Origin of the sequence: Roseivirga echinicomitans (assembly GCF_001592935.1) — a bacterium.
Classification (GTDB): Bacteria; Bacteroidota; Bacteroidia; order Cytophagales; family Cyclobacteriaceae; genus Roseivirga; species Roseivirga echinicomitans.
On record NZ_LRDB01000001.1, the window covers coordinates 392,082 to 413,023 of the forward strand.

The window sequence follows — 20,942 nt, forward strand, 5'->3', positions numbered from 1 at the left end:
TTTTCTTATTTCATTTTTATGCGCTCCAGCATAATTTCCATGATGCGTTCGTAGAGCTTGTTCTTGATAACCCTATCTTCCACACCCGAATCAATGTTCGGGTTGTCGTTTACTTCTATTACATAAAATTTGCCATTCACTTCCTTGATATCTACTCCGTAAAGTCCGTTACCAATCAGTTTTGTAGCCTTTAACGCCGTTTGTAATAAGCCCACCGGAGCTTGCTCTACCGCCAAGGTGTCGGCATTACCCTCCACATGCTTGTCGCCTTCTTTCCAGTTTACAATTTGCCAATGGTCGCGCGCCATGTAATAGCGGCACACATAAAGCGGCTCGTTATTGATAATTCCCACTCTCCAGTCGAAAGGCGTTGGCATAAATTCTTGCGCAATCAGTAATTCCGACCCTTTGAAAAAGCCCTTTAAAAGCGCTTTCAATTCCACTTCATTTTTCACCTTTTTCACGCCTCTTGAGAAAGCGCCATCAGGTTCTTTTAGAATGAAAGGGAACTGCAATTTCTCAGTGTCAGGCGTTGAGTTATCTTTTGAAATGATCGTGGATTTCGGCACAGGGATTTTGTTGCTAGTCATCAACTCGTTCAAATACACTTTGTTGGTGCATCTCAAAATCGACATTGGGTCATCAAAAACCACCAAGCCTTCGGCTTCTGCTTTTTTGGCAAAGCGGAAAGTGTGGTTGTTTACGTTCGTGGTTTCCCTTATGAAAAGCGCATCGAACTGGGTAAGTCTGGCGTAATCGTTTTTGGTAATTATTTCCGTATTGAAACCCGTTTTTTCCGCAGCTTTTACAAACTTCTGTAATGCTTTAGCATCTGATGGTGGGTTGTCATCTTCTGGATTCACCAAAATAGCCAAGTCGAATTTTCTTCTTGGATTGCTGGTTCTCACTACCATTTTCTTGGTAAGGAAAAGACCCAGTTGTTCACTTAAAGTAATGCGTTCTTCTTCATTTAAGTCATGAATGTTGAGTGGCTTCAATAGCTCCAAAGCCCACTTTTCCTTCTTTACAAAAACCACTTTTAAGATTGGCGTTTGGAAAAGGTTGAAGAGCAAAAGGCCGAGTTTGCCCGTGTGGGCACTGCCGGTAAAGCCAAAATATATCCTTAGTTCAACCTTAGTTTCGGTACTTCCTTTAAAGGTCTTTTGAATCACTTCATCAAAGTCTTGCGCATCGTCCTTGATCATGGCTGGGTAGCGGAAGTCTTGAATGGTGGAAGCTTCTGGCAATACTTTGTGGTTTCTAGCTTCCGCTAAAAGCGACACATAGTATCCCGTGCTTTGATATTGGTATGATTTGCAAAGGTTAATTACCTTGACCTTGTTCAGGTGTCTTAAACCTTCGTTTGCAAAGTATTCTCTGGCGGAAATAACCTCTACGCCAGGGATATTAAAATTCCATTTCTTTGGGTTCTCTGTAACTATTAGTTTCGACATTACTGGTTTTTATCTCTTGGTTCAATAATTAATAAATTGGCATCGTAGGTGACTATGCCCAACATAATCGCATTGATCAGGCGGTGGATTTCTACTTTGTAGTGTTGCTCACCGTTGTTCATGGGGTTGTTCTTTAGCGGGTCGGCAATTGACACCATTCCCGTTTCTTCAGAATAACCATTCAGTACCACAAAGTGACCCACTGGTAGACCTCTCAAATCGTCATATTCGGTTACCGTTTCACCAATTTCACGTTTGCTGCCATACAAATAGGTGGCACTTAAGCCTGTTAAAATTGGTTGCTTCGCGAAGAGGAATTTCTTGATCAAATCAGGACTTAAATCTTGAAATTTTATTTCTCCACCACGCTTCAGAAACTTCATATAGGCCACAGATGCAAATTGAATTCTGCGCTGTGGTTTATATTTCTTTTGCAGTTTCAACTTCTGAAGCAAATCCGGCTGTTCTTCTTCAAACCATGATGGATCAAACAGGTTGAGGTTATAGGTGTAAAGTGTGGCTTTGTAACCGCGCTTTAATGCATGGTTGCCTAAGTTTACCGCTAACGTTCCTCCACTTTTCAGCTCTTTTACCTCCCCAATAACATCTGTTAATGGGCTGTAATCGTCATAGTATTGATATACCGCTTGCAAACAAGTGGGACCACAAGTGGAGTCCGTTGGCTGCGGAAGCATATCAATACCAAACCATGCTTTATCTAAAACGATCATGTATTTTTCTACCTTTAATACTCCTTTGACGAAGGCTTAATTAAAAGTCACTTTTGGGAGGGAATTTATGAGATAAAAGCGCTGTTGTTGGGGTCAAGTAGACGCAATCTCAACAACCTTTAAGCCGCACTTTTAAGTTAGAACGATATGAAATTTTCAATAGAAGAAACCAATAAGCTGCTCCGAAACCGCAGGTCGATATATCCAGCCATGTATTCTGAAGTGCCCGTGGATGACGCCATCATCAAAGAGATGCTTGAGAATGCCAATTGGGCACCTACCCATAAACTTACCGAGCCTTGGCGCTTTGTGGTTTTCAAAGGGGAAGGCTTGAAGAAACTGGCTACTTTTCAATCGGAGTTATACAAAGAATTGGCGACCAAGGCTAGCAATTTTGACGCCTCTAAATTTGAGAAGTTGGCGACAAAGCCATTATTGGCTTCGCATATTATTGCTATCGGCATGAAGCGCGAGCCCAATGTATTGGTGCCAGAAATTGAAGAAATTTCGGCTGTGGCCTGTGCGGTGCAAAACATGTATTTAACAGCTACTGCACATGGCATTGGTTGTTATTGGGGCTCGGGTGGAATTACTTATAAAGAAGAAGCCAAAAGCTTTTTTGGCTTGGGTGCCGAAGATAAACTACTTGGCTTTCTCTATGTAGGAAACTTAAAAACAGATAAATGGCCAGCAGGAAAGCGCGGACCAATTGAAGAAAAAGTGAGTTGGGTAGAAAGCTAAATATGTCAACCCTCCAAGGGTTTGAAACCCTTGGAGGGTTTTTTCTCTTCGAAAACTAAAAAATCAACTGCCACCTAAAAGCCCACATCCAGCGCAACTTGAAAAACGGAATTTCGGCTTGATTCATGATTTTCTCTAGTTCTGCTTTTTTGAAGGCCCGCCTTACCGAAAGCGGAGCATCGTTCTTTACCATTTCAGATTTGGAGAAAAAGCGAGTCAGCCATTTGATTAAAAACTCGGCCAAACCATGGCGATGCAAATCATTAATAACGGTTCCTTTTTTTGCTTGAGTCTTAAACTGATTGAAAATATTGATGAGTTGTTCATCGGTAAAGTGGTGTGTAAAGAGCGTACAAAGAATAACATCGAATGGCCTTTCTTTAAATTCTTCTGAAAAAATATCACACACTTCGAAACGGATGTTCGGGTAGGCTTTACAGTTATCAATGGCATATTCCACAATTGCAGGATTGGCGTCAAAGCCTATCAATTCAACTTCCAGTTTTCTCCGTTTAGCCCATTGTGCAACGAGCTTCAGCATATCTCCTCCGCCACAACCCAAATCAGCAATCACGAGTTTCTCCTTGGTTTTTGACCGAACAAGCTGATCCAAACCATTAATCGTCACAAAGTTTCCACCGAGCCATTTATTGATGGTTTCAAGCTCCTTTAGCGTCTGAGGAATTACTTCGCCTGAGGCCTCAAGGTCATCCATTAATTCTTCTTCGTATGATCGGTTGCTCAATGTGTTATTTTAAAGGTCAATATTTTTCATTCAAAGTAGACAATCCTTTTTACTATCCCCAACGAGTCGAAATGGACAAAAATACCATCAGATGAAAAAGCTGGCGGCTGATAATAGAACCTAGTAATATTGTTCTCTGAACCATAATCACTTCTTGCGTCAGGCTCACCCATTATTTTCTTCACCTGCAATGAGTCCATTCCTATTTCCAGCTTTTCGGAGTTGATCACATTTTCTTTGCCTTTTCTGGCAGCGGCACTCCATTCTGTAAAGTAGAAGAACACTAAAACCAACAGAGAAACTAAAACGCCAATAAATATGAAAACCTTTTTCCTTACCCTAAACATTAAACTATTTCTAACACCATCGACTCCAAAGTAAGGCCGGGGCCAAAGGCTACGGAAAGACAATGCTCGCCTTTTGTAGGCTTTTCTTCCATCAACTTTTCTAACACAAAGATTAAAGTGGCAGAAGACATGTTTCCATAATTCTGGAGCACCTCATAGGCAAAGGCCTGTATTCATTAAGAAGCTTATTTACCTACAACAAGATAATCTAACTCTTTAACTCCCTTTTTTAATGCCAGACCATAATTTTTCTGTAAGAAATCATGAAGTTTTTCACCTGAAAGGCCTTTGGGTATACTAAAGGCAAAAACTCCTTCAAATGGTTCTGCAAACACATAATCACTTAAATAGTGTTTTGCCAACACAAGGCCGAGGTAATTAATGTCACCAATAATATGCAAGGTTTCTTTGTCCATTGATACACTTTTCACTACACCAATAGGAACATCTATACCCATTAAAGAAGTGATTATACTTTCATTTACGATCGTAATCTCCCACACTTCTGCTGGAACCTTTTCTTCTTTCAATACATACCCCAACTTCTTCATTATTTGCTTAGAAACATCGAGGCCTATGTCATTCATTATCGTCATTTCAGAGGTTTTCAATTCTAAAAAGTATAGATCCTTAGAGCGAAAAACCTTAGTCTTGATAAATTTACCCGGGTTTAGTTCAGTTAAAATTTTAGAAATGTCACCTCCTACTTTGAGTAAATTACTGCCTTTACTCAAGCTCGTATTCGTAACTCCTTTTTGATCGAATTTATATAGTTTGAGGTCATAGCCTTCTTCTTGGTGATTAAGAATTAGGCTCATTTCTGCAACGGGCATCTGGTCTATATCAATGTTTTGACCTGTGAGCGAATGAGATACCAATAAAAGAAGTGTAAATGCCAGAGTTTTTTCAACGTTTTTCATTTCTCTTTGTATAAGATTAATATTGGATTTAAATCTTCGTTTAAAACTTGGTGGGCTGTTTTCAAGAACTCAATATCATTCAAACCATTGATGATTTTTTGCTCTTGTGTTTCAAGCCATTCACTGGTAAGAACTGAGACGAAATACCCATTTGAATAGTTGTTAGGGGCTACAATATCTATTTTGATTTTGGAGTCTATTATGTTTTTACTCATGAATTTGATTTTGTCATCTTTCAAATAAACCCATCGAAAATTCATATCGTACAGAATTACAAAGGACTGAGACTTGGGTGTTAAGAAATTAAAGAAAGGGCCTACGTGAATTTCTGAATTCCTTGACAATAGTTCTTCTGGAGACGGTTGAAAATGAGATTTATTTAAGTCATTGGGTATAGAAGGGCGCGATGGGAACCCAATATTCACGCCTGTTAACTCTCCATTGCTCAATATATAAAGTGAGTCATTTCTAAACCCATTGCTATAAATTAACGATGAACCATCTCGTCCAAAAGGCCTGTCTAATCCAATCAAGTTTTCTGTAACTCCAGATTTAACCTCACCCTCATATGGCAAGTAGCCTCCCATTATATTTCCTTCCTTATCTGTCGTGATTATCTCATACTTATCGGTTCCGTTCAAAAGTGGATTTAACCTGTTGCTCTTGTGAAAATAGAACATTTCATTGTCATATTCAAAGGAAGATCCACCTCTGAACTGCAAAGGTATGTATGAGACAAAAGAGAAGTCTTCTAGATTATAGAATAAAAGCCGATCACTTTTGTTGTCCAGAATTGCCAAACGGTTGTCGATTAGCTGAAAATCGGCAATTCTTTGATATTCTGACGGCCCAAAACCTTGTTCGTTCAATCTTCTGAGAAACTTTCCTTTTTTAGAAAATTCCGTAATTTCATCACCTGACTCAACAAGTATAGAGGTGTCCAAAACGACTATTCGGCCTACGTTGTTAATGATACTTTCCTCATGATTTTCTAGCGTTACATAAGTAATATCTTTAAAGAAATTACGCAATTCAACATCCCTGAACTCTTTGTAGTCTATAACTAAGCTGTCTGATTTTACTGACTTATCGCCTCCACAGGAAGAAGTACCTGATACTGCTAAAAGCAGTATCAGGTACTGAAATGGTAAAACCTTATCCTTTTTCATAGTCTAAAGTACTCCTCCATTAGGGATGCAAACCGCGGTGTTTGGCCCGCAACAGGCATATGTGTCTCCCGTACAAGTTACACTTGGACCTGTTTGGTCAATAATGGGTATTCCCAATATGGTAAGACTCCTCTCAAATTGACATTCAGAGGCACCAGGCCCTCCTGCCGCACAAGTTTCGTCAGATGCCAATGCCGCACCACTGAAAGTAAATATAAACATCACGATAAATAAAGTACTAAATATTCTTGCTTTCATAATTAAATTTTTTTGTTAAAAATTAAACTCATAGCCAACCCATTGTCTAGAATTTTGAACTTGCTACTTACCTATAATATTATGAGCTAACACTGACAAAATATGACATTACTATAATTAAATTAATTACTCAATATATATTTTTAATACGTCTTAATTAATTTTTTAAACCCAAAAGACCATTCTACCTCATACTCATAACAGTAAGCCCGGTAATAAACTTCATAATAAACAGGTGCACCAAGTTCTTTCATCAAGTCCAATAAACGATATAATTGTCTCTCACTAATTTCTAATTTTTCAGCACACTCCTTAGGGGTTCCAGTAGCTTTCAATCTGATTAAATTATGTAAACGCTCTATTCTTTCTATTTGCTTTTCCATACTTATCCCTATCCAGAACAACTACTTACCGTAATTTAATGGATAAAGTGCAATAATCACAGCTTATTATTGTTTTTTTGATTTTAAAGATGTTCAAAAAAGTAAATCAGACAATAAAATTGACTTTTTTTATGAAATGAGATGACAGCAGGCTAACTGAAAAGATTTAAGCGGCAATTAGGGAGTTACTCATTAACCTTGCTATTGATGGTTTAAACCCCCAGTACCATCGACTCCAAAGTAAGGCCGGGGCCAAAGGCTACGGAAAGACAATGCTCGCCTTTTGTAGGCTTTTCTTCCATCAACTTTTCTAACACAAAGATTAAAGTGGCAGAAGACATGTTTCCATAATTCTGGAGCACCTCATAGGCATGACGATTATCATTTTTGTCAAGATTCAATTCTTGTTCAATCACTTCCAAAATCCGTTTCCCTCCTGGGTGTATGGCATATCGTTGAATAGAATTTCCTCCCATTTTCGTTTTCAATTGGTCAATCATTCCAGCAATTCCCGACTCAATTAGTGTAGGTACGTAAGAAGAAAGCTTCATTTCGAAACCGAAATCGCCAATGTCCCAAGCCATGCTCTCGCCACCATCGTTCAGAATTTGATTATGAAAAGCGACAGGCGATAAGCCTTTACTTCCTTGTTCCGAAGAAGTCATTAAAAGGGCGGCAGCTCCATCACTGAAAAGTGCATTGGCCAGTAAATTATCCTCGTCTGTTTTATTCTGAAAATGGATGGTACAAAGTTCTGTTGAAACCACCAAAACTTTAGCCTTTGGGTCGGCTTTGCAAAAAGCATCAGCGGTACGAATACCCGTTATGGCTGCATAACAGCCCATAAAATTGATGCAAGTACGCTGAACATCCGGTCTTAATTTTAGTCCATTGACCAAATCAATATCTAAACCAGGGGCATACATACCTGTGCAACTGATGGTGATCAAATGGGTGATTTCCTCCAGCTTTATATTCGATTTCTGAATACAGTTCTTTACTGCCTGCATAGCCAAGTCTGGCGCTGCTTCTTTATATAAAATCGATCGTTGTTGGGTCGTTGGAAAAGGACTCAAGTCTTTACTTTTGGGATAAAAAGTCCAACCTTCCATATTCAGACTACTGTAATCCGGAATTACAGAATGACGGGTTTGAATTCCACTGGCACGGTAGAGTGCTTTCAGTCGGGTTTTATCCTTACCTTCAAACCCATGGGCTTTCGCCATGAATTCAAAGATTTCGCTTTGAGGGATTTTGTTTTCTGGAACTGCGGTGCCTATGGCTGATATGACTGATCTCACGTTCTATATTATCCTTTTTTCCGCTAAATTGTTCAGTATAACTTCCACATATGTTTAAAAAGTCGACCTGGTTACATCTAAGAATTCCGTTTAGCTACTTTCTTCTCCCTATCTATTTCTTTGGAATTTCTATTAGCCCCAACCTAAGTGAGCCCAGCCTGCTCTGGCTTTTTATCATTCTTCACCTTTTTATTTACCCTGCTAGCAATGCGTTTAACAGCTATTTTGATAAAGATGAAAAGAGCATTGGTGGCCTGAAAAGCCCACCACCAGTAGATAAAAACCTGCTTTACATGGCTTGGCTTTTCGATATTATTGGAATTTCACTTTCCATTTGGCAGTTCAAAAACAACTGGACATTGACGCTTATGCTACTTGTCTATATTTTGGTATCGAGAGCATACAGCCATCCTTCAATTCGATTAAAAAAGTATGCTTTCCTGAGCTGGTTCATCGCTGGCCTTTTTCAAGGCGCTTGGGTAGTTTGGATCATTTACATTGGCCTCAATAACTTCGAATTCAGTCATATTTTAAAACCTCATGTCCTTATTCCTGGGCTTATGGCCTCTGTTATTTTGTGGGGGGCTTATCCTATGACCCAAATTTATCAACATGAAGAAGATGCCAAAAGAGGTGACAAAACCCTCAGTATAAAGTTGGGAGTTAAGGGCACCTTCTTGTTCACCGCTGTCTTTTTTGTGATGGCATCGGTACTCTATTTCTTCTATTTTGAGGCCTATCATCAAGCCAAATATGGCTGGACGTTTATTCTCGCAATGACCCCTATTGTTCTCTTTTTTGTAGGCTGGTTTTTAGCGGTGCTTAAAAATGGAGACAAGGCGAATTACAAAAATACAATGTGGCTGAATTTCATTTCGGCCACCTGTTTGGGTGGATTCTTTCTATACTTTTTTCTCAACTCCACCAATATTTTAACGGCAGTAGGTCAATATTAAAACGGCTTTCCGTGTGTGTTTTTCATAATCTGATTCGCTAGCGCAGGGGAGTTTCTCATTACTGAAAGCGCTACATTACTGCTCCATTTTGAACCAAAAAAGGACTGGGTTTTTCTTCCCACCCAAAGCCGCCTTTTAAAAGTCGCATTCCACTTCTCACTGTAGGCACTTTCCAGCCTTTTTCTATCCCATTGTTCTGAACTGGCATGGTCAGCAATGGCATCAGAGAGGATTTTAGCGGAGTGAATAGCCATGGCCATTCCATTGCCGCACAAAGGAGTAATCAGGCCAGCAGTGTCTCCAGACATCAGAATGTGATTTTCAATCAGTTTTTTGGGACGAAAAGAAAAGGCATTGATCACCACGGGCTTTTCGTGCACAAATTCAGCATTATCAAAAATGGACTTTAGAAATGGATTGGCTTTAAGCACTTTCTCTTCCATTTCTTCTACAGAACCTGCTCTTTTCAAATCTTCTCTTCTGCCTAAATAACAGAGGTTAAATTGATCGTTTTCAATGGCCACGATTCCGCAATATCCCCCTTCGAAATTATGTAAGGCCACCAAGTCTCTAGGGAAGTCTGTTTTGATGTGGTGTTTTACACCAATAAATGGCGCTTCAAACTTCAAATGATTCCGCTCAAGTTTTTTATCCAGCACGCCATTCTTACCATAGGCGCCAATCACTAAATCGGCATGATAAACTTCACCTGAAATAGACTTAAGTTCAAATTGATTTTCGATGAATTCTACTTCGCTTATCGATGTGTTTTCTATAACCTGAGCACCAGATTCTCTTGCCTTGTTTGCCAAAAAATCATCGAGCACATAACGGCTAATACCAAAACCGCCTAAGTCAAGTGGCATTGTTAAGGACTGACCCGACAAAGCACTCATTTGAAACCTCGAGATTTGTGGAAAATCATCGTTTTTAGGCATTAAATCCTCCCTTTTCATGAAGTCTAACACTTCATTTGAAAGGTATTCGCCACAAACTTTATGGAAGGGATACTGCTTTTTTTCAAAGAGCAAAACCTCGAAAGTCAAACGAGAAAGTCGTGCAGCAGTCACTAAACCTGCTAAACCGCCACCAATTATTGCTATTTTTTTCAATTTTACATTCCCCTTTTATAATTCTAAAGTGCCTTTCAAGTAATATAGGCTGAACCGTATAACTTAAGCAATTAGCTTAAGCGACAATTATTAAACCACTAAAGGAATGAAAAAGATTAAAACGATTGCACAAAGGCCATTATTGGTTGCTGTGGCCGTCTTATTTTTGCTCACAGGGTTCGCAGATAACTCTTATGGGCAAACTAGGAAGGAAAAAAGAGAAGCTGCTGAAAAAGCGGCCGCAGCTGCTGCTGCACCAAAACAAGACCCTAAGCCTAAAGTTAAAAAAGGCGAACCAAAGCCTTATAATGAGGTAATTACAAAAGATGCCGTTTCAGACGAAGGTCTTTTCCAAGTTCACAAAGTCGAAGACAAGTACTTTTTTGAGATCCCTAATGATCTTTTAGGAAGAGATATGCTTATGGTCTCAAGAATTGCTAAAACTGCTTCAGGCATTGGTTTTGGTGGTGGAAAAACAAGCACGTTAATGCTAAGATGGGAACGTTATGAGAATAAAATTCTTCTCAAAATTATCTCAACTCAAGTAACAGCTGATGATTCTCTTCCAATTAGCGAAGCGGTTAAAAACTCAAATTTAGACCCAATCTTGGCGTCTTTCCAAGTTGAAGCTTTGTCTAAGGATGGTAATGGAGTAGTGATTGATGCTTCGTCATTATTGACTAGTGACATTAAGCCTCTTGGCATGCCTCAGCGTTCAAGAACACAATACAAAGTTTCAAGAATGGATAATGATCGCTCTTATGTGACTAGAGTGAGCAGCTACCCAGAAAACATTGAGCTTAGACACGTTAAAACTTATTTAGCGAGTGCCTCCCCTTCTTCTAGAGAGGATGGAGCCATCACAATAGAAATGAGTAACTCAATGATTCTTTTGCCAGAAGTACCAATGCAAAGAAGGCTTTATGACGAAAGAGTTGGTTGGTTTGCCAGAGGAACAACTGACTATGGCTTAGACGTTCAGCAGTCTAAAGATGTTAGATATTTGGACAGATGGAGACTTGAAGTAAGAGATGAGGACTTGGCTAAATTCCGTAGAGGAGAGTTGGTTGTGCCTAAAAAACAAATCGTTTATTACATTGATAGAGCTACGCCTACAAAATGGGCACAAGCAATTAAAGATGGCATTGAAGATTGGCAAGTTGCTTTTGAAGCCGCAGGTTTCAAAGATGCTATTATTGCTAAAACACCTCCTACTCCAGAAGAAGATCCAGATTGGAGCCCTGAAGATGTTAGATACTCAGTTGTTAGATATTTGGCTTCTCCAATTCCAAACGCAAACGGACCTCACGTAAGTGATCCACGTTCTGGTGAAATTTTAGAAAGTGATATCAACTGGTACCACAACGTTATGACTTTATTGAGAAGATGGTTCTTTGTTCAGACATCTGCAATCAATCCTCAAGCACAAAGCCCAGAATTTGACGATGAAGTAATGTCTCGTTTGATTCGCTTTGTATCTTCTCATGAAGTAGGCCATACTTTAGGTTTACCACATAACTTCGGTTCAAGTAATGCTTATCCTGTAGATTCTTTGAGATCTGCGGAGTTCACTAAGCGAATGGGTACGGCTCCATCTCTAATGGATTATGCTCGTTTCAATTACATAGCACAACCGGAAGATAAAGGAGTTGCTTTAATGCCAGAAGTGGGAGTGTATGATAAATACTCAATCGCATGGGGTTATAGACCAATTTTAGATGCAAATAGCCCAGAGGCTGAGTTACCAACTTTAAGAAAGTGGATTGAAGACAAAAATAGCGACCCACTTTATAGATACGGACGTCAAGGTAATAGCAATGATTACACTGCTCAAAGTGAAGACTTAGGTGATGACGCTATGAAAGCGAGTGATTACGGGATCAAAAACCTGAAAATAATCATGAACAACCTTAAAAAATGGACTTATGTACAAGGTTCTGATTATACCGAATTGGAAGAAATGTACGGAGAGGTTCAGTCTCAGTTCAACCGTTACATGGGTCATGTAGGACGTTATGTTGGTGGTGTAAAAGAAGATTACAAAACAGTTGACCAAGAAGGTGCTGTTTATACTCATGCTCCAAAAGCCAAACAAAAAGAAGCTGTTAAGTTCTTAAACGATCAATTGTTCAATACTCCAAAATGGATCCTTGACAATGAAATTTTGAACAGACTTCAAGATGATGGTGCTGTTACTGCCATGAAATCTATGCAAGTGAGAACTTTAAACTCTGTTTTAGAGCCAAGAAAACTTGGTAGAGTTATTGAAAACGAAGCTTTAAACGGAAACGCTGCTTACGGAATGCTTGAATTATTCAGCGATGTAAGAAACGGTATTTGGTCTGAATTGTCAGCTGGTAAGACAATTGATACGTACAGAAGAAACTTGCAAAGTGGCTATATCGACAGAATGGCAACATTAATGAACGATGCTACTCAATCTGATATTTCATCAGTAGCAAGAGCTGAGCTGAAAACTTTACAGTCTAGAATTAAAGCTGCTATTCCAAGAACTTCTGATAGAATGTCTAAAATACATTTAGAAGATGCATTGGAAAAAGTGAATACTATTCTTGATCCAAAGTAACTCAAGAAAAATAACTGATGTGAATAGGGCTGCCTTTTGGTAGCCCTATTTTTTTTTAAAGCAGTCGCTTGTGCTTTATATTGAACTGCATAAGCTCACCATCTCTACGAATAATCAACTTAAGTCGCTCGCCAGGGGTTCGTTTCAAAACTGAAACAACTTCATCCAACTTATAAAAGAATGCAGGGTTATTATTCATTGCAATAATTTCGTCCCCTATCTCCAAGCCCGCTTTATCTGCTGGTGAGTCTGCAATAATATCATTTACATAATATTCATTAAGTCGCTCCCCGAAGGCCATTACATTCATACCAACAGTATTGAATTGAAACCTATCACGAATGTTATTGTTTGGCTTTAAATACATGTACCCTTCGGAGTAGTTGAAGATTACGTGGAATCTAGAGAGCACATCGGAACCAATGGTTCCATATCGGATATCCTCCTTTTCTATTTCACTATCCGGTTTAGACAACCCCCAATCGTCTGGGTAAGAGGTCAACACTTTTTTAAATTTGTATTTACCCAGCCTGATTTTCTTTACCCTACCTATTTTTCCTTTTACAATTCCTGCAAGGCCTCTTCCAATAGTGTGGTCAAGCGTTCTCTCAGGCAAAACAATGTCTTCATTAGAACCCGCATCTAGAAAAAGTGCACTGCTAGCCCCTGTATCAATAAGCAATTTTACAGTGATCGCCTTTTCTCCCTTTTGTTTTACTGTAACATTTACGTACGGACGAAAATTCTCAATTGTGATAGGAATTTTTTTGTATTTCTTAGGTCGTTTAAAGTCCTCTGGATGGGTCAGGTTAATTCTTCTTTCTGCATAATCGATATCCACAACAAAGCGATTGAAGATTTCTGAACCCAGGATTCCATGGGCTTCGACCCCAAGCACATTTTCTATATCCACGAAATTACTTTGAAGGACTAACATAGATTGGTCCTTCCCATGTACTCCAGCAAAATTCACCCTGATGTCATTCGCTACCCAAAGATCCGTAACCTTATTGCCATCCGCAGCATAAATTGGAATTGTTCTGGCATTCATTAAGTTATTTTCCCCAATGATCAGTTTATCAAAAATCATCCCCGATTCGGAACCGGTGTCCAAAATGAAATTGAAGGGGCCTTGCTCATTTATTTTGATCGGAACGATCATCAGATTACTTTCATTTCTGAAAGACAAGGAAACCCTGCTAGCCCCGTTTTCTAGGCCGAAACCAATTGAATTCTGGGCATTGAGATTTGTAATATGGAAGAGAAAGACGGAGAAAAGTATAATTGGCAGATATTTCATATGAGTGGGTGTCTTGTGTTCTGAATGAATCAATTAAATAACACTCTGAAAAACGTAAACCCTTACCAAAGTATAAGAGTTGAGTTTTCTCAATCTCTAAACCACTTTTTATATATTGGTTTTCTATATATAAATTGGAAGTAAACTAAAGGGTATAAAACATAGTTCAGAAGTATGAATGGTGTTGAATATTCAATGTCATCAACAATCAATGATCCCGAATCCATACGCTTAATTATGTGCCTATGCTTCCATTTCCTTATGAAAGTAGGAAGCCTTCTGCCAACATCAACAAATTCAAAGAGCTCCTCAGAGTCGGTTTGATCTACAATTTCACTCACCCACTCTTGTTTGAATATACCAAAATTAAGTGAGAGCGCGACAATATCTCCTGGCTCACAACCATCATATCGGTTTAACTCAACTTTTGGAAAAGGAGGGCTCAAGCTAATAAAGAGCCTTTCATTAAATCCATTCTTTACTTTCGTCAAGTCTTGCTCTACCTTGGTGGAAATTTTGATTTTCATAACCGATTAACTACTCTTTCGTCCAAAAGTTTGTCGCATTCCCTTATTTGGAACTACAGCCTATTCTTCCTATTTTTCATAATATTTACTCTACTCAACCCATTGTAATGTCTCTACTAACGAGATGCTATTCTAAAGCTCCTCTTCTAAGCTGGCTTTTACTTATATTTCTATGTACCCCCTTAGGAGCGCAGCAAAGTGATTTTAATAAAATAAAAACCCCTTTTGTACTTAAGAACTCTTGGACTGACAAGCTAAATGAAAAGCTCAAAGAAGATCGACAAAATCCATCTTCCATGAATGCTAAGAGTTTAGAATATATTCAATCGGTACTGCCTCAAATTGAAGAAGAAAAAGATTATGAATCACTCTCTTATCTTTTGGAGCGAAATGCCGCAATATTATGGATTTTAAGAAGGGATTCTTTGGCCCTAGTTTCCGTGACAAAATCAATTGAGACTGCAAAGAAACATTTACCCACTAATCACTTTTTACTTTCGAGAGCATATTTTAGAAGAGGCTATATAGAGCACAAAATTGCCGACTTCTACGCGGCTGGCTCTGATTTAGATTCTGCTCAAGCCATTTATAAGTCCTCCAATAACTATGATTCTGCTCTTTATCATGATTTAATTGAGTATAAATACTATGCCTACAGTTATGGTGAAATGAATTTAGACACTTTAACTAAGTATTTAGATGAACGAATGGAGGAGCGTTTAAGTAAACCTAAAACAAAGCCTGATGATATTCTATACTTAATGAACGACTATGCGAAAGTGTATATGCAAAAGGGGGATTATGCGCAAGCTTTAGCCTACGCGATTGAAGAGGTGGCCTATTCTAAAGAGAAGTACGATTCGGTACTAAAGTCGCGATATATAGACTCTAGATTTAATTTGGGAAATGTACTTTATAGAATGAAGGACTTCGAAAGAGGCTTAAGGGTGTGTAACGAATTACTTAATGAAACTGAAAACATTACTAAGTTCTTTGGAGTACTTTCTCCTGAAGAAACTCAAAGTGTTAAAGGTAAAATTATTGGAATGAAATCGCTCAGGGCAGCGATTCTCTTGGGGTTAAGAAAATATGAAGAGTCTATTAAAAGTCTACAAGAAATCATTGACACAAATTCTGGAGAGTCTCGGTTCATTATTCAACAAAAAATTAATATTGCCAATGGACTTCTAAGTCTAGAAAAATATGATGAGGCGAAAGCCTTGATCGAAAATATATTGACTGAGCTAAGGCCCACCTTTCCTAATAAGCAGGCTGAATCCCTGTTTAGTGTAGCAGGTTCGTTATATAATGAGCTAGACAAATCTGATCTTTCATTTGACTACTATGATTCTGCCGTAAGAAATAGTATTCCAGAATACTATAAGTCTGACATTCTCAAGTTTCCGGAAATTAAGAATCAAAAAATAACCATTGATGCAATGGCATCCTTACGTGACAAAGCCAGATCACTTATACGGTATTACAACCAAAGCCTACAGGATAGCTTAAGTGTCCTGTTGGCCGCGAGTTCTTATGCTAGTAACACACACAACCTTTTGATGGGCAGTAGGCAAGAGTTAATGAGAACCGAGGGCAAGCTATTTCTATCAGAGAACTTTAAGTCATTGTATGAAGCAGGGATTGAGGCCTCATATTTAATGTTCAATCTGGGGAGTAAAAAAATTGGCTTTGAAAATGCCTCTGAGTTTTTCAGGTTAAGTAAAGCAGTATTGTTCTTGGAGCAATCAGGTGAGTTCGGAAAAATTCAGAATTCAAATGTGCCGCAATACCTAAGGAGTGAATTTTACCAATTAAAAACTGAAATAGAGAGCCTAAATATCACCTTCTATTCCATTCTAGACAAATCTTCGCCTACCAGTGATTCGGTAGGTAGAATCAATAATAGGTTACTCAATGCGAGTGAAAAACTGAAAGAGTTAAAAGACAGTGTTTCTCTCTTTTTGGTTGATCAGTCCGATGACGACAACCTTGTGTTCAAAAATCAGCCGCTTGACAAAATAGGCCGTAATAAGGCTGTAATTGAGTTCTTTGTAGGAGAAAACCAAGTTTTTATACTGGGAAAGTCAGCCAACAAGCAGGTTTTTGAGCGTGTGAATATTGACGAAAGGTTCAAAAATTCCTTTAATGATTTAATCGTAGAGGTTGGTAATAGGCCTCAACTGGCCGATTATGAAAACAATCTTAAGGCTTTTAATACGAACTCCTACTATATCTATAGCCTATTGCTGAAACCGATAATTGATCAGTTTGATGGCGCAATAAACGATCTCACTATTATTCCAGATGAGTATTTGTCACGACTTCCATTTGAAACCCTTATTACTTCTAAAGCCGAAAATCCAAGGTCGTTTAAAAACTTGCCTTATCTCATTAACGACTACACTATTAATTATCAGCTTTCCTCAAATCGGGATTTTGACAAAGCGGTGGCTAAAAAAGCGACAAAAAACCTAATTGGAATAGGTTATAGTCAGGGAGATAATGATTCAGGATTTGCAGCATTACCAGGAACTGATAGAGAAATTAAGTTTCTACAATCTAAAATTGAAGGCGACTATTACCTCGGAAATGAAGGCTCTAAAAGTGTTTTCTTAAAAACAGCAAAAGACTATGATGTGCTTCATTTGGCCATTCATGGAGTAGCCGACAGTACTGGAAAATATGAATCGAAACTGATTTTTAACGGCATTGACAATATCTTAAAAACTGGTGATCTTTATTTGGCTGGACTACAGGCCAGATTGGCCATTCTAAGCGCATGTGAAAGTGGAGTAGGAGAAATTAATAGAGGAGAGGGAGCTTTTAGTATTGCCCGAGGTTTTGCCCTTGTGGGTGTTCCTTCCATTGTAATGAGCCTTTGGAGTGTAAATGATAAAGTCACTTCCGAATTAATGGTAAATACGCATAAGCTGCTAAATGAAAAAATTCCTATTAATATGGCCATTGCTCAAACCAAACGAGACTATCTACAAAATTCTGATAATTACACTGCACACCCATATTATTGGGCCGCATTCATATCATTGGGCTCCCCAATCACTATTGAAGGTAGAAACCCTATCTGGATGAAGATAGTAATCATCGGCTCTATAGTGATCTTAATACTTCTTCTTTTAATGTTTTGGAGAAAGAAAAAAGCAAATCAACCATCTGGCTTTTAGTTTAGACTGAAGGTATAACAAAGAAAAAGCCCAGAGCACGATATGCGCTCTGGGCTTTTCAATTCCTATTTGAGGTAGTCTAATTTCCTCCGTTGGCTTTTTGCATTGGGTTAGAACCAGTGGCTTGGCCTCTGGCACCAGCACCTCCGCCTCTAAACATCTCGAAGCGAGAAGGCTTGTTTACTCTTGGGAAGTAATTGTTGTCTTCATTAGTATCCGCTGTCTCACGTTTAGGGTCAATACGAATCTGAACCACTTCTTTATCTTTCATAAAGGCCTTGGTCACTTTGTCTTCGTTCTTTCTCCAGATGTAAGCAGGAATTCTCTCTATTTCAGTCGTGCCATCAGCGTAAGTCCATTCAATAATGATTGGCATCACTAAGCCTCCTTGGTTAGAAAAATCTATTTGATAGAAGTTCTTGTTACTACCCAACATGGCTCTTTCTTGATCGCTTAACGAAGCACTGAATCTCTGATATGCATTTTTAGCCTCTTCAGTCACTTTAAATTCGTCATAAGAATAATAGAAGTCCTGAAGCCCTTTGTCCTTCTCAGCATAGTAAATCATGCCTTCTTCCTTATTCTTATCCTTTCTGATGTCATAATCCGCTTCTGCTGCTTCTGCCTTCATTCTTGGATATTCAACTGCAGGGTTTTTTGTATCCAATTTGTACCATTGTACATCGTCAATCGCGATATCCGTATTGTCAATAGTGAAGTACCAGCCTCTTATAAACCAATCCAAATCTACTGCCGAAGCATCTTCTAAGGTTCTAAAGAGATCGTCTGGAGTTGGGTGTTTAAATGCCCAACGTTGCGCATACTCTTTAAAGGCAAAGTCGAAAAGCTCACGGCCCATAATGGTTTCTCTCAATATATTTAAGCCTGTAGCCGCTTTCGCGTAAGCATTATTACCAAACCCAATAATGTTTTCTGAGTTGGTCATAATTGGCTCTAATTGATCTTTAGGCAATCCCATATAAGGAGCAATTTTATGTGCTGGCCCTCTTCTTGAAGGATAGTTTTCATCAAACTCTTGCTCGGTGAGGTACTGCATAAAAGTGTTAAGTCCTTCATCCATCCATGTCCACTGACGCTCATCAGAGTTCACAATCATTGGGAAGAAGTTGTGGCCTACTTCGTGAATAATCACACCAATTGCACCCCATTTAGTCGACTCTGGATAAGTGCCATCAGGCAAAGTCCTACCATAGTTAAAGCAAATCATTGGGTACTCCATTCCATTCGAAGCCTCTACTGAAATCGCTACTGGATAAGGATAAGGAATAGTGTATTTAGAGTAAGTTTTTAAAGTATGTGCTACTGCTTTGGTTGAATAGGGAGCATAAATACCATAAGCTTCTTTCGCATAATACGACATCGCCATTGGCTTATCACTTCTGCCTTCAATAGTTACGGCCATCGCATCCCAAACAAATTTTCTAGAAGAAGTCCATGCAAAGTCACGAACGTTTTCAGCTTTGAAATTCCAAGTTTTCTTGCCGGTTGGTTTTCCTTTTTCAGCTGCTTTAGCCTCTGCCAAAGTCACAATTTCAACGGGTTCAACTTCTGATTTTTTTGCTTGCTCCCATCTTTTTCTTTGCTCAGCAGTGAGCACAGTGTTAGGGTTTTGAAGCACACCTGTTGATCCTACAACATGGTCGTTTGGTACCGTCATTTTCACATCGAAATCTCCGAAGGTCAAAGCAAACTCTCCACGTCCTGTGAATTGTTTGTTGTTCCAACCTTGAAAATCAGAATAAACGGCCATTCTCGGGTACCAGCCTGTAATGGTATACATGTAGTTTCCATCTTCAGGGAAATACTCATAACCACCTCTAGCGCCCGACTCATCTCTTGGCGTTGTATTGTACCACCACTTAATTCCAAATGTCATTTTATCACCTGCTTTTAAGGGCGAAGGGAGATCAATTCGCATCATGGTCTCATTGATGGTATAGGTCATGTTTCCACCTTTGGCATCTTTCACTTCGGTAATGTGAAAACCCCAGTCATTATCGTGACCGTTTAACGCTTTAATCTGATCATAGCTCATTCTGTTTCGGATAGCGCTTTCTTCCCACTTATACACGGGGTTATCGGGCTGTCTTACATTCTCGTCTAAAGAAATCCACAGGTACTCAAGTGGGTCAGGAGAGTTGTTGTAATAGGTAATTTTTTCAGAACCTGTCAGTCGCTGATTGGTATCATCCAATTCAGCTTCAATAACGTAATCTGCCTTTTGTTGCCAATATTCATGGCCTGGGGCTCCAGATGCGGTACGGTATACACTTGGGTCACGGAGCATTCGCTCCAATTGCTCAAAACGTTTACCGTGGTTGCTATTGATCACTTGGGCCAAAGATTGGCCTGAAATGAAAACAACCGCTGTTACTACGAAAAGTAATCGTTTCATATTCATTCGTTTGTTTGATTTTTATGATTTACTCGATCCCCTTTTCCTCAAAAGAAGACTTTTCCTATTTGAAAAATAGAAGAAACGGGGATTCAATTTATAAAAGGAATTCTAGAATTGATAGAGATAGTTTAATCTCTTTCCTGTTAAAACAAATAAGGTGCCTACCAAAACTTCATCTCAATCATCATGGTGATTGCAATACCAGCGATGGCCGAAGAAACCACCAAATTCCAATCTCTTCTCGAGACACTAAAAAGGCCGGTAAAGACTGCTGAAATAATCATGAAAAGGGCCACGATTATCACCTGACCCAACTCAAGCCCTATATTAAAGGCCAATAACTGGGTAATGATACTTTCATTTTTACCCAAGAGACTCTTCAAGTAATTTGAAAAACCCAAGCCGTGGATCAAACCAAAAAACAGTGCAAAAAAGTAATTAAGGTTTAATACCGAAGGCTTAACCGAGTTTTGCTTTCGAATAATATTGCTGAAAGCAGTAATGAAAATCGTAACGGGAATTAAAAACTCGATAATATCGGTACGAAAATTGACTAGTTCGAAAGTGCTTAAAGCGAGTGTAATCGAATGACCAATGGTAAAAGCAGTGACTAAAATCAGTACTTTTTTCCAATCTTGCGCCATGTAAATGGCACAAAGCGCGATCACAAAAAGTATGTGGTCGAAACCATAGATGTCGAGGATGTGTTCGTGTCCTAGTTGGAAATAAAGCTTAAACTGATCCATTCTTGTATTTTGATGACTTGCTGACAGATTTTCACTTAGCTTTGCAATAATAAAACTTAATTTT

Annotated in this window: 19 protein-coding genes; 4 read left to right on the forward strand and 15 right to left on the reverse strand. The window is 38.9% G+C overall.

The window, feature by feature from the left end; genetic code table 11:
- Positions 1–5: 5 nt before the first annotated feature.
- Together AWN68_RS01780 and AWN68_RS01785 are read right to left on the reverse strand one after the other, a co-directional pair.
- The gene (locus tag AWN68_RS01780) at positions 6–1,454 is read right to left on the reverse strand and encodes a RimK family protein (RefSeq protein ID WP_068410592.1); all 1,449 of its coding nucleotides are present in this window, start codon (positions 1,452–1,454) and stop codon (positions 6–8) included.
- Positions 1,454–2,185, reverse strand: a complete 732-nt coding sequence (locus AWN68_RS01785) for a peptidase-C39 like family protein (RefSeq protein WP_068410595.1) — start codon at positions 2,183–2,185, stop codon at positions 1,454–1,456. The genes AWN68_RS01780 and AWN68_RS01785 overlap by 1 nt, the downstream gene beginning before the upstream one ends.
- Positions 2,186–2,332: 147 nt before the next feature.
- On the opposite strand from AWN68_RS01785, the gene AWN68_RS01790 reads away from it, so the two are divergent.
- A complete protein-coding gene (locus AWN68_RS01790) occupies positions 2,333–2,926 on the forward strand; it encodes a nitroreductase family protein (protein ID WP_068410598.1) in 594 nt (197 codons plus the stop codon).
- Between the two features lie 55 nt (positions 2,927–2,981).
- Here the strand turns inward: AWN68_RS01790 and AWN68_RS01795 are convergent, their stop codons facing one another.
- The 8 genes from AWN68_RS01795 to AWN68_RS01825 form a co-directional block, all read right to left on the reverse strand.
- Positions 2,982–3,671: a methyltransferase domain-containing protein gene (locus AWN68_RS01795; protein WP_245657919.1), complete on the reverse strand. Its 690-nt coding sequence runs from the start codon at positions 3,669–3,671 to the stop codon at positions 2,982–2,984.
- Between the two features lie 26 nt (positions 3,672–3,697).
- Positions 3,698–4,018, reverse strand: a complete 321-nt coding sequence (locus AWN68_RS01800; protein WP_068410600.1) for a hypothetical protein — start codon at positions 4,016–4,018, stop codon at positions 3,698–3,700.
- Positions 4,018–4,170 carry a 3-oxoacyl-[acyl-carrier-protein] synthase III C-terminal domain-containing protein gene (locus tag AWN68_RS18715; RefSeq protein ID WP_262501352.1) on the reverse strand — a complete coding sequence of 51 codons (153 nt, stop codon included), beginning with the start codon at positions 4,168–4,170 and terminating at the stop codon, positions 4,018–4,020. The genes AWN68_RS01800 and AWN68_RS18715 overlap by 1 nt, the downstream gene beginning before the upstream one ends.
- A 33-nt stretch (positions 4,171–4,203) precedes the next feature.
- Positions 4,204–4,938, reverse strand: a complete 735-nt coding sequence (locus tag AWN68_RS01805) for a hypothetical protein (RefSeq protein WP_068410602.1) — start codon at positions 4,936–4,938, stop codon at positions 4,204–4,206.
- Complete coding sequence (locus tag AWN68_RS01810) at positions 4,935–6,107, reverse strand: 6-bladed beta-propeller (RefSeq protein ID WP_068410605.1); 1,173 nt, start codon at positions 6,105–6,107, stop codon at positions 4,935–4,937. The genes AWN68_RS01805 and AWN68_RS01810 overlap by 4 nt, the downstream gene beginning before the upstream one ends.
- Before the next feature lie 3 nt (positions 6,108–6,110).
- Positions 6,111–6,365, reverse strand: coding sequence for a hypothetical protein (locus AWN68_RS01815; RefSeq protein ID WP_068410608.1), 255 nt, complete (start codon positions 6,363–6,365; stop codon positions 6,111–6,113).
- Positions 6,366–6,508: 143 nt separating this feature from the next.
- The gene (locus AWN68_RS01820) at positions 6,509–6,748 is read right to left on the reverse strand and encodes a hypothetical protein (protein WP_068410611.1); all 240 of its coding nucleotides are present in this window, start codon (positions 6,746–6,748) and stop codon (positions 6,509–6,511) included.
- A gap of 212 nt (positions 6,749–6,960) precedes the next feature.
- Complete coding sequence (locus tag AWN68_RS01825; RefSeq protein WP_068410614.1) at positions 6,961–8,049, reverse strand: type III polyketide synthase; 1,089 nt, start codon at positions 8,047–8,049, stop codon at positions 6,961–6,963.
- A 50-nt stretch (positions 8,050–8,099) separates the two neighbouring features.
- On the opposite strand from AWN68_RS01825, the gene AWN68_RS01830 reads away from it, so the two are divergent.
- Positions 8,100–9,005 (forward strand): UbiA family prenyltransferase, encoded by a 906-nt coding sequence (locus tag AWN68_RS01830; protein WP_068410617.1) that lies wholly within the window; start codon positions 8,100–8,102, stop codon positions 9,003–9,005.
- Here the strand turns inward: AWN68_RS01830 and AWN68_RS01835 are convergent.
- Complete coding sequence (locus AWN68_RS01835; RefSeq protein ID WP_068410619.1) at positions 9,002–10,117, reverse strand: NAD(P)/FAD-dependent oxidoreductase; 1,116 nt, start codon at positions 10,115–10,117, stop codon at positions 9,002–9,004. The two genes, AWN68_RS01830 and AWN68_RS01835, sit on opposite strands and share 4 nt — an antisense overlap.
- A gap of 106 nt (positions 10,118–10,223) precedes the next feature.
- Here AWN68_RS01835 and AWN68_RS01840 point away from each other — a divergent pair, with 106 nt between their 5' ends.
- Positions 10,224–12,704 carry a zinc-dependent metalloprotease gene (locus AWN68_RS01840; RefSeq protein WP_068410622.1) on the forward strand — a complete coding sequence of 827 codons (2,481 nt, stop codon included), beginning with the start codon at positions 10,224–10,226 and terminating at the stop codon, positions 12,702–12,704.
- Positions 12,705–12,759: 55 nt separating this feature from the next.
- Here AWN68_RS01840 and AWN68_RS01845 read toward each other — a convergent pair whose 3' ends face one another.
- Together AWN68_RS01845 and AWN68_RS01850 are read right to left on the reverse strand one after the other, a co-directional pair.
- Positions 12,760–14,004 (reverse strand): aspartyl protease family protein, encoded by a 1,245-nt coding sequence (locus AWN68_RS01845; protein ID WP_068410625.1) that lies wholly within the window; start codon positions 14,002–14,004, stop codon positions 12,760–12,762.
- Positions 14,005–14,093: 89 nt separating this feature from the next.
- Positions 14,094–14,531 (reverse strand): SRPBCC family protein, encoded by a 438-nt coding sequence (locus tag AWN68_RS01850; protein ID WP_068410628.1) that lies wholly within the window; start codon positions 14,529–14,531, stop codon positions 14,094–14,096.
- A gap of 107 nt (positions 14,532–14,638) precedes the next feature.
- On the opposite strand from AWN68_RS01850, the gene AWN68_RS01855 reads away from it, so the two are divergent.
- Positions 14,639–17,713 carry a CHAT domain-containing protein gene (locus AWN68_RS01855; protein WP_068410631.1) on the forward strand — a complete coding sequence of 1,025 codons (3,075 nt, stop codon included), beginning with the start codon at positions 14,639–14,641 and terminating at the stop codon, positions 17,711–17,713.
- A gap of 79 nt (positions 17,714–17,792) precedes the next feature.
- On the opposite strand, the gene AWN68_RS01860 is transcribed toward AWN68_RS01855, so the two are convergent.
- Together AWN68_RS01860 and AWN68_RS01865 are read right to left on the reverse strand one after the other, a co-directional pair.
- Entirely contained in the window at positions 17,793–20,129 is a 2,337-nt protein-coding gene (locus AWN68_RS01860; RefSeq protein ID WP_068411460.1) for a M1 family metallopeptidase, read from the reverse strand.
- Between the two features lie 164 nt (positions 20,130–20,293).
- On the reverse strand, positions 20,294–20,878 hold the full coding sequence (locus AWN68_RS01865) for a HupE/UreJ family protein (RefSeq protein WP_068411464.1): 585 nt from the start codon (positions 20,876–20,878) through the stop codon (positions 20,294–20,296).
- Positions 20,879–20,942: the final 64 nt, after the last annotated feature.

What these genes read in the sequence shown, in the direction of transcription:
- AWN68_RS01790 (WP_068410598.1), top strand. Translation starts at nt 2,333, where the DNA reads ATGAAATTTTCAATAGAAGAAACCAATAAGCTGCTCCGAAACCGCAGG.
- AWN68_RS01830 (WP_068410617.1), top strand. Translation starts at nt 8,100, where the DNA reads ATGTTTAAAAAGTCGACCTGGTTACATCTAAGAATTCCGTTTAGCTAC.
- AWN68_RS01865 (WP_068411464.1), bottom strand. Translation starts at nt 20,878, where the DNA reads ATGGATCAGTTTAAGCTTTATTTCCAACTAGGACACGAACACATCCTC.
- AWN68_RS01850 (WP_068410628.1), bottom strand. Translation starts at nt 14,531, where the DNA reads ATGAAAATCAAAATTTCCACCAAGGTAGAGCAAGACTTGACGAAAGTA.
- AWN68_RS01815 (WP_068410608.1), bottom strand. Translation starts at nt 6,365, where the DNA reads ATGAAAGCAAGAATATTTAGTACTTTATTTATCGTGATGTTTATATTT.
- AWN68_RS01820 (WP_068410611.1), bottom strand. Translation starts at nt 6,748, where the DNA reads ATGGAAAAGCAAATAGAAAGAATAGAGCGTTTACATAATTTAATCAGA.
- AWN68_RS01805 (WP_068410602.1), bottom strand. Translation starts at nt 4,938, where the DNA reads ATGAAAAACGTTGAAAAAACTCTGGCATTTACACTTCTTTTATTGGTA.
- AWN68_RS01800 (WP_068410600.1), bottom strand. Translation starts at nt 4,018, where the DNA reads ATGTTTAGGGTAAGGAAAAAGGTTTTCATATTTATTGGCGTTTTAGTT.
- AWN68_RS01855 (WP_068410631.1), top strand. Translation starts at nt 14,639, where the DNA reads ATGTCTCTACTAACGAGATGCTATTCTAAAGCTCCTCTTCTAAGCTGG.
- AWN68_RS01860 (WP_068411460.1), bottom strand. Translation starts at nt 20,129, where the DNA reads ATGAAACGATTACTTTTCGTAGTAACAGCGGTTGTTTTCATTTCAGGC.
- AWN68_RS01840 (WP_068410622.1), top strand. Translation starts at nt 10,224, where the DNA reads ATGAAAAAGATTAAAACGATTGCACAAAGGCCATTATTGGTTGCTGTG.
- AWN68_RS01810 (WP_068410605.1), bottom strand. Translation starts at nt 6,107, where the DNA reads ATGAAAAAGGATAAGGTTTTACCATTTCAGTACCTGATACTGCTTTTA.
- AWN68_RS01780 (WP_068410592.1), bottom strand. Translation starts at nt 1,454, where the DNA reads ATGTCGAAACTAATAGTTACAGAGAACCCAAAGAAATGGAATTTTAAT.
- AWN68_RS01785 (WP_068410595.1), bottom strand. Translation starts at nt 2,185, where the DNA reads ATGATCGTTTTAGATAAAGCATGGTTTGGTATTGATATGCTTCCGCAG.
- AWN68_RS01845 (WP_068410625.1), bottom strand. Translation starts at nt 14,004, where the DNA reads ATGAAATATCTGCCAATTATACTTTTCTCCGTCTTTCTCTTCCATATT.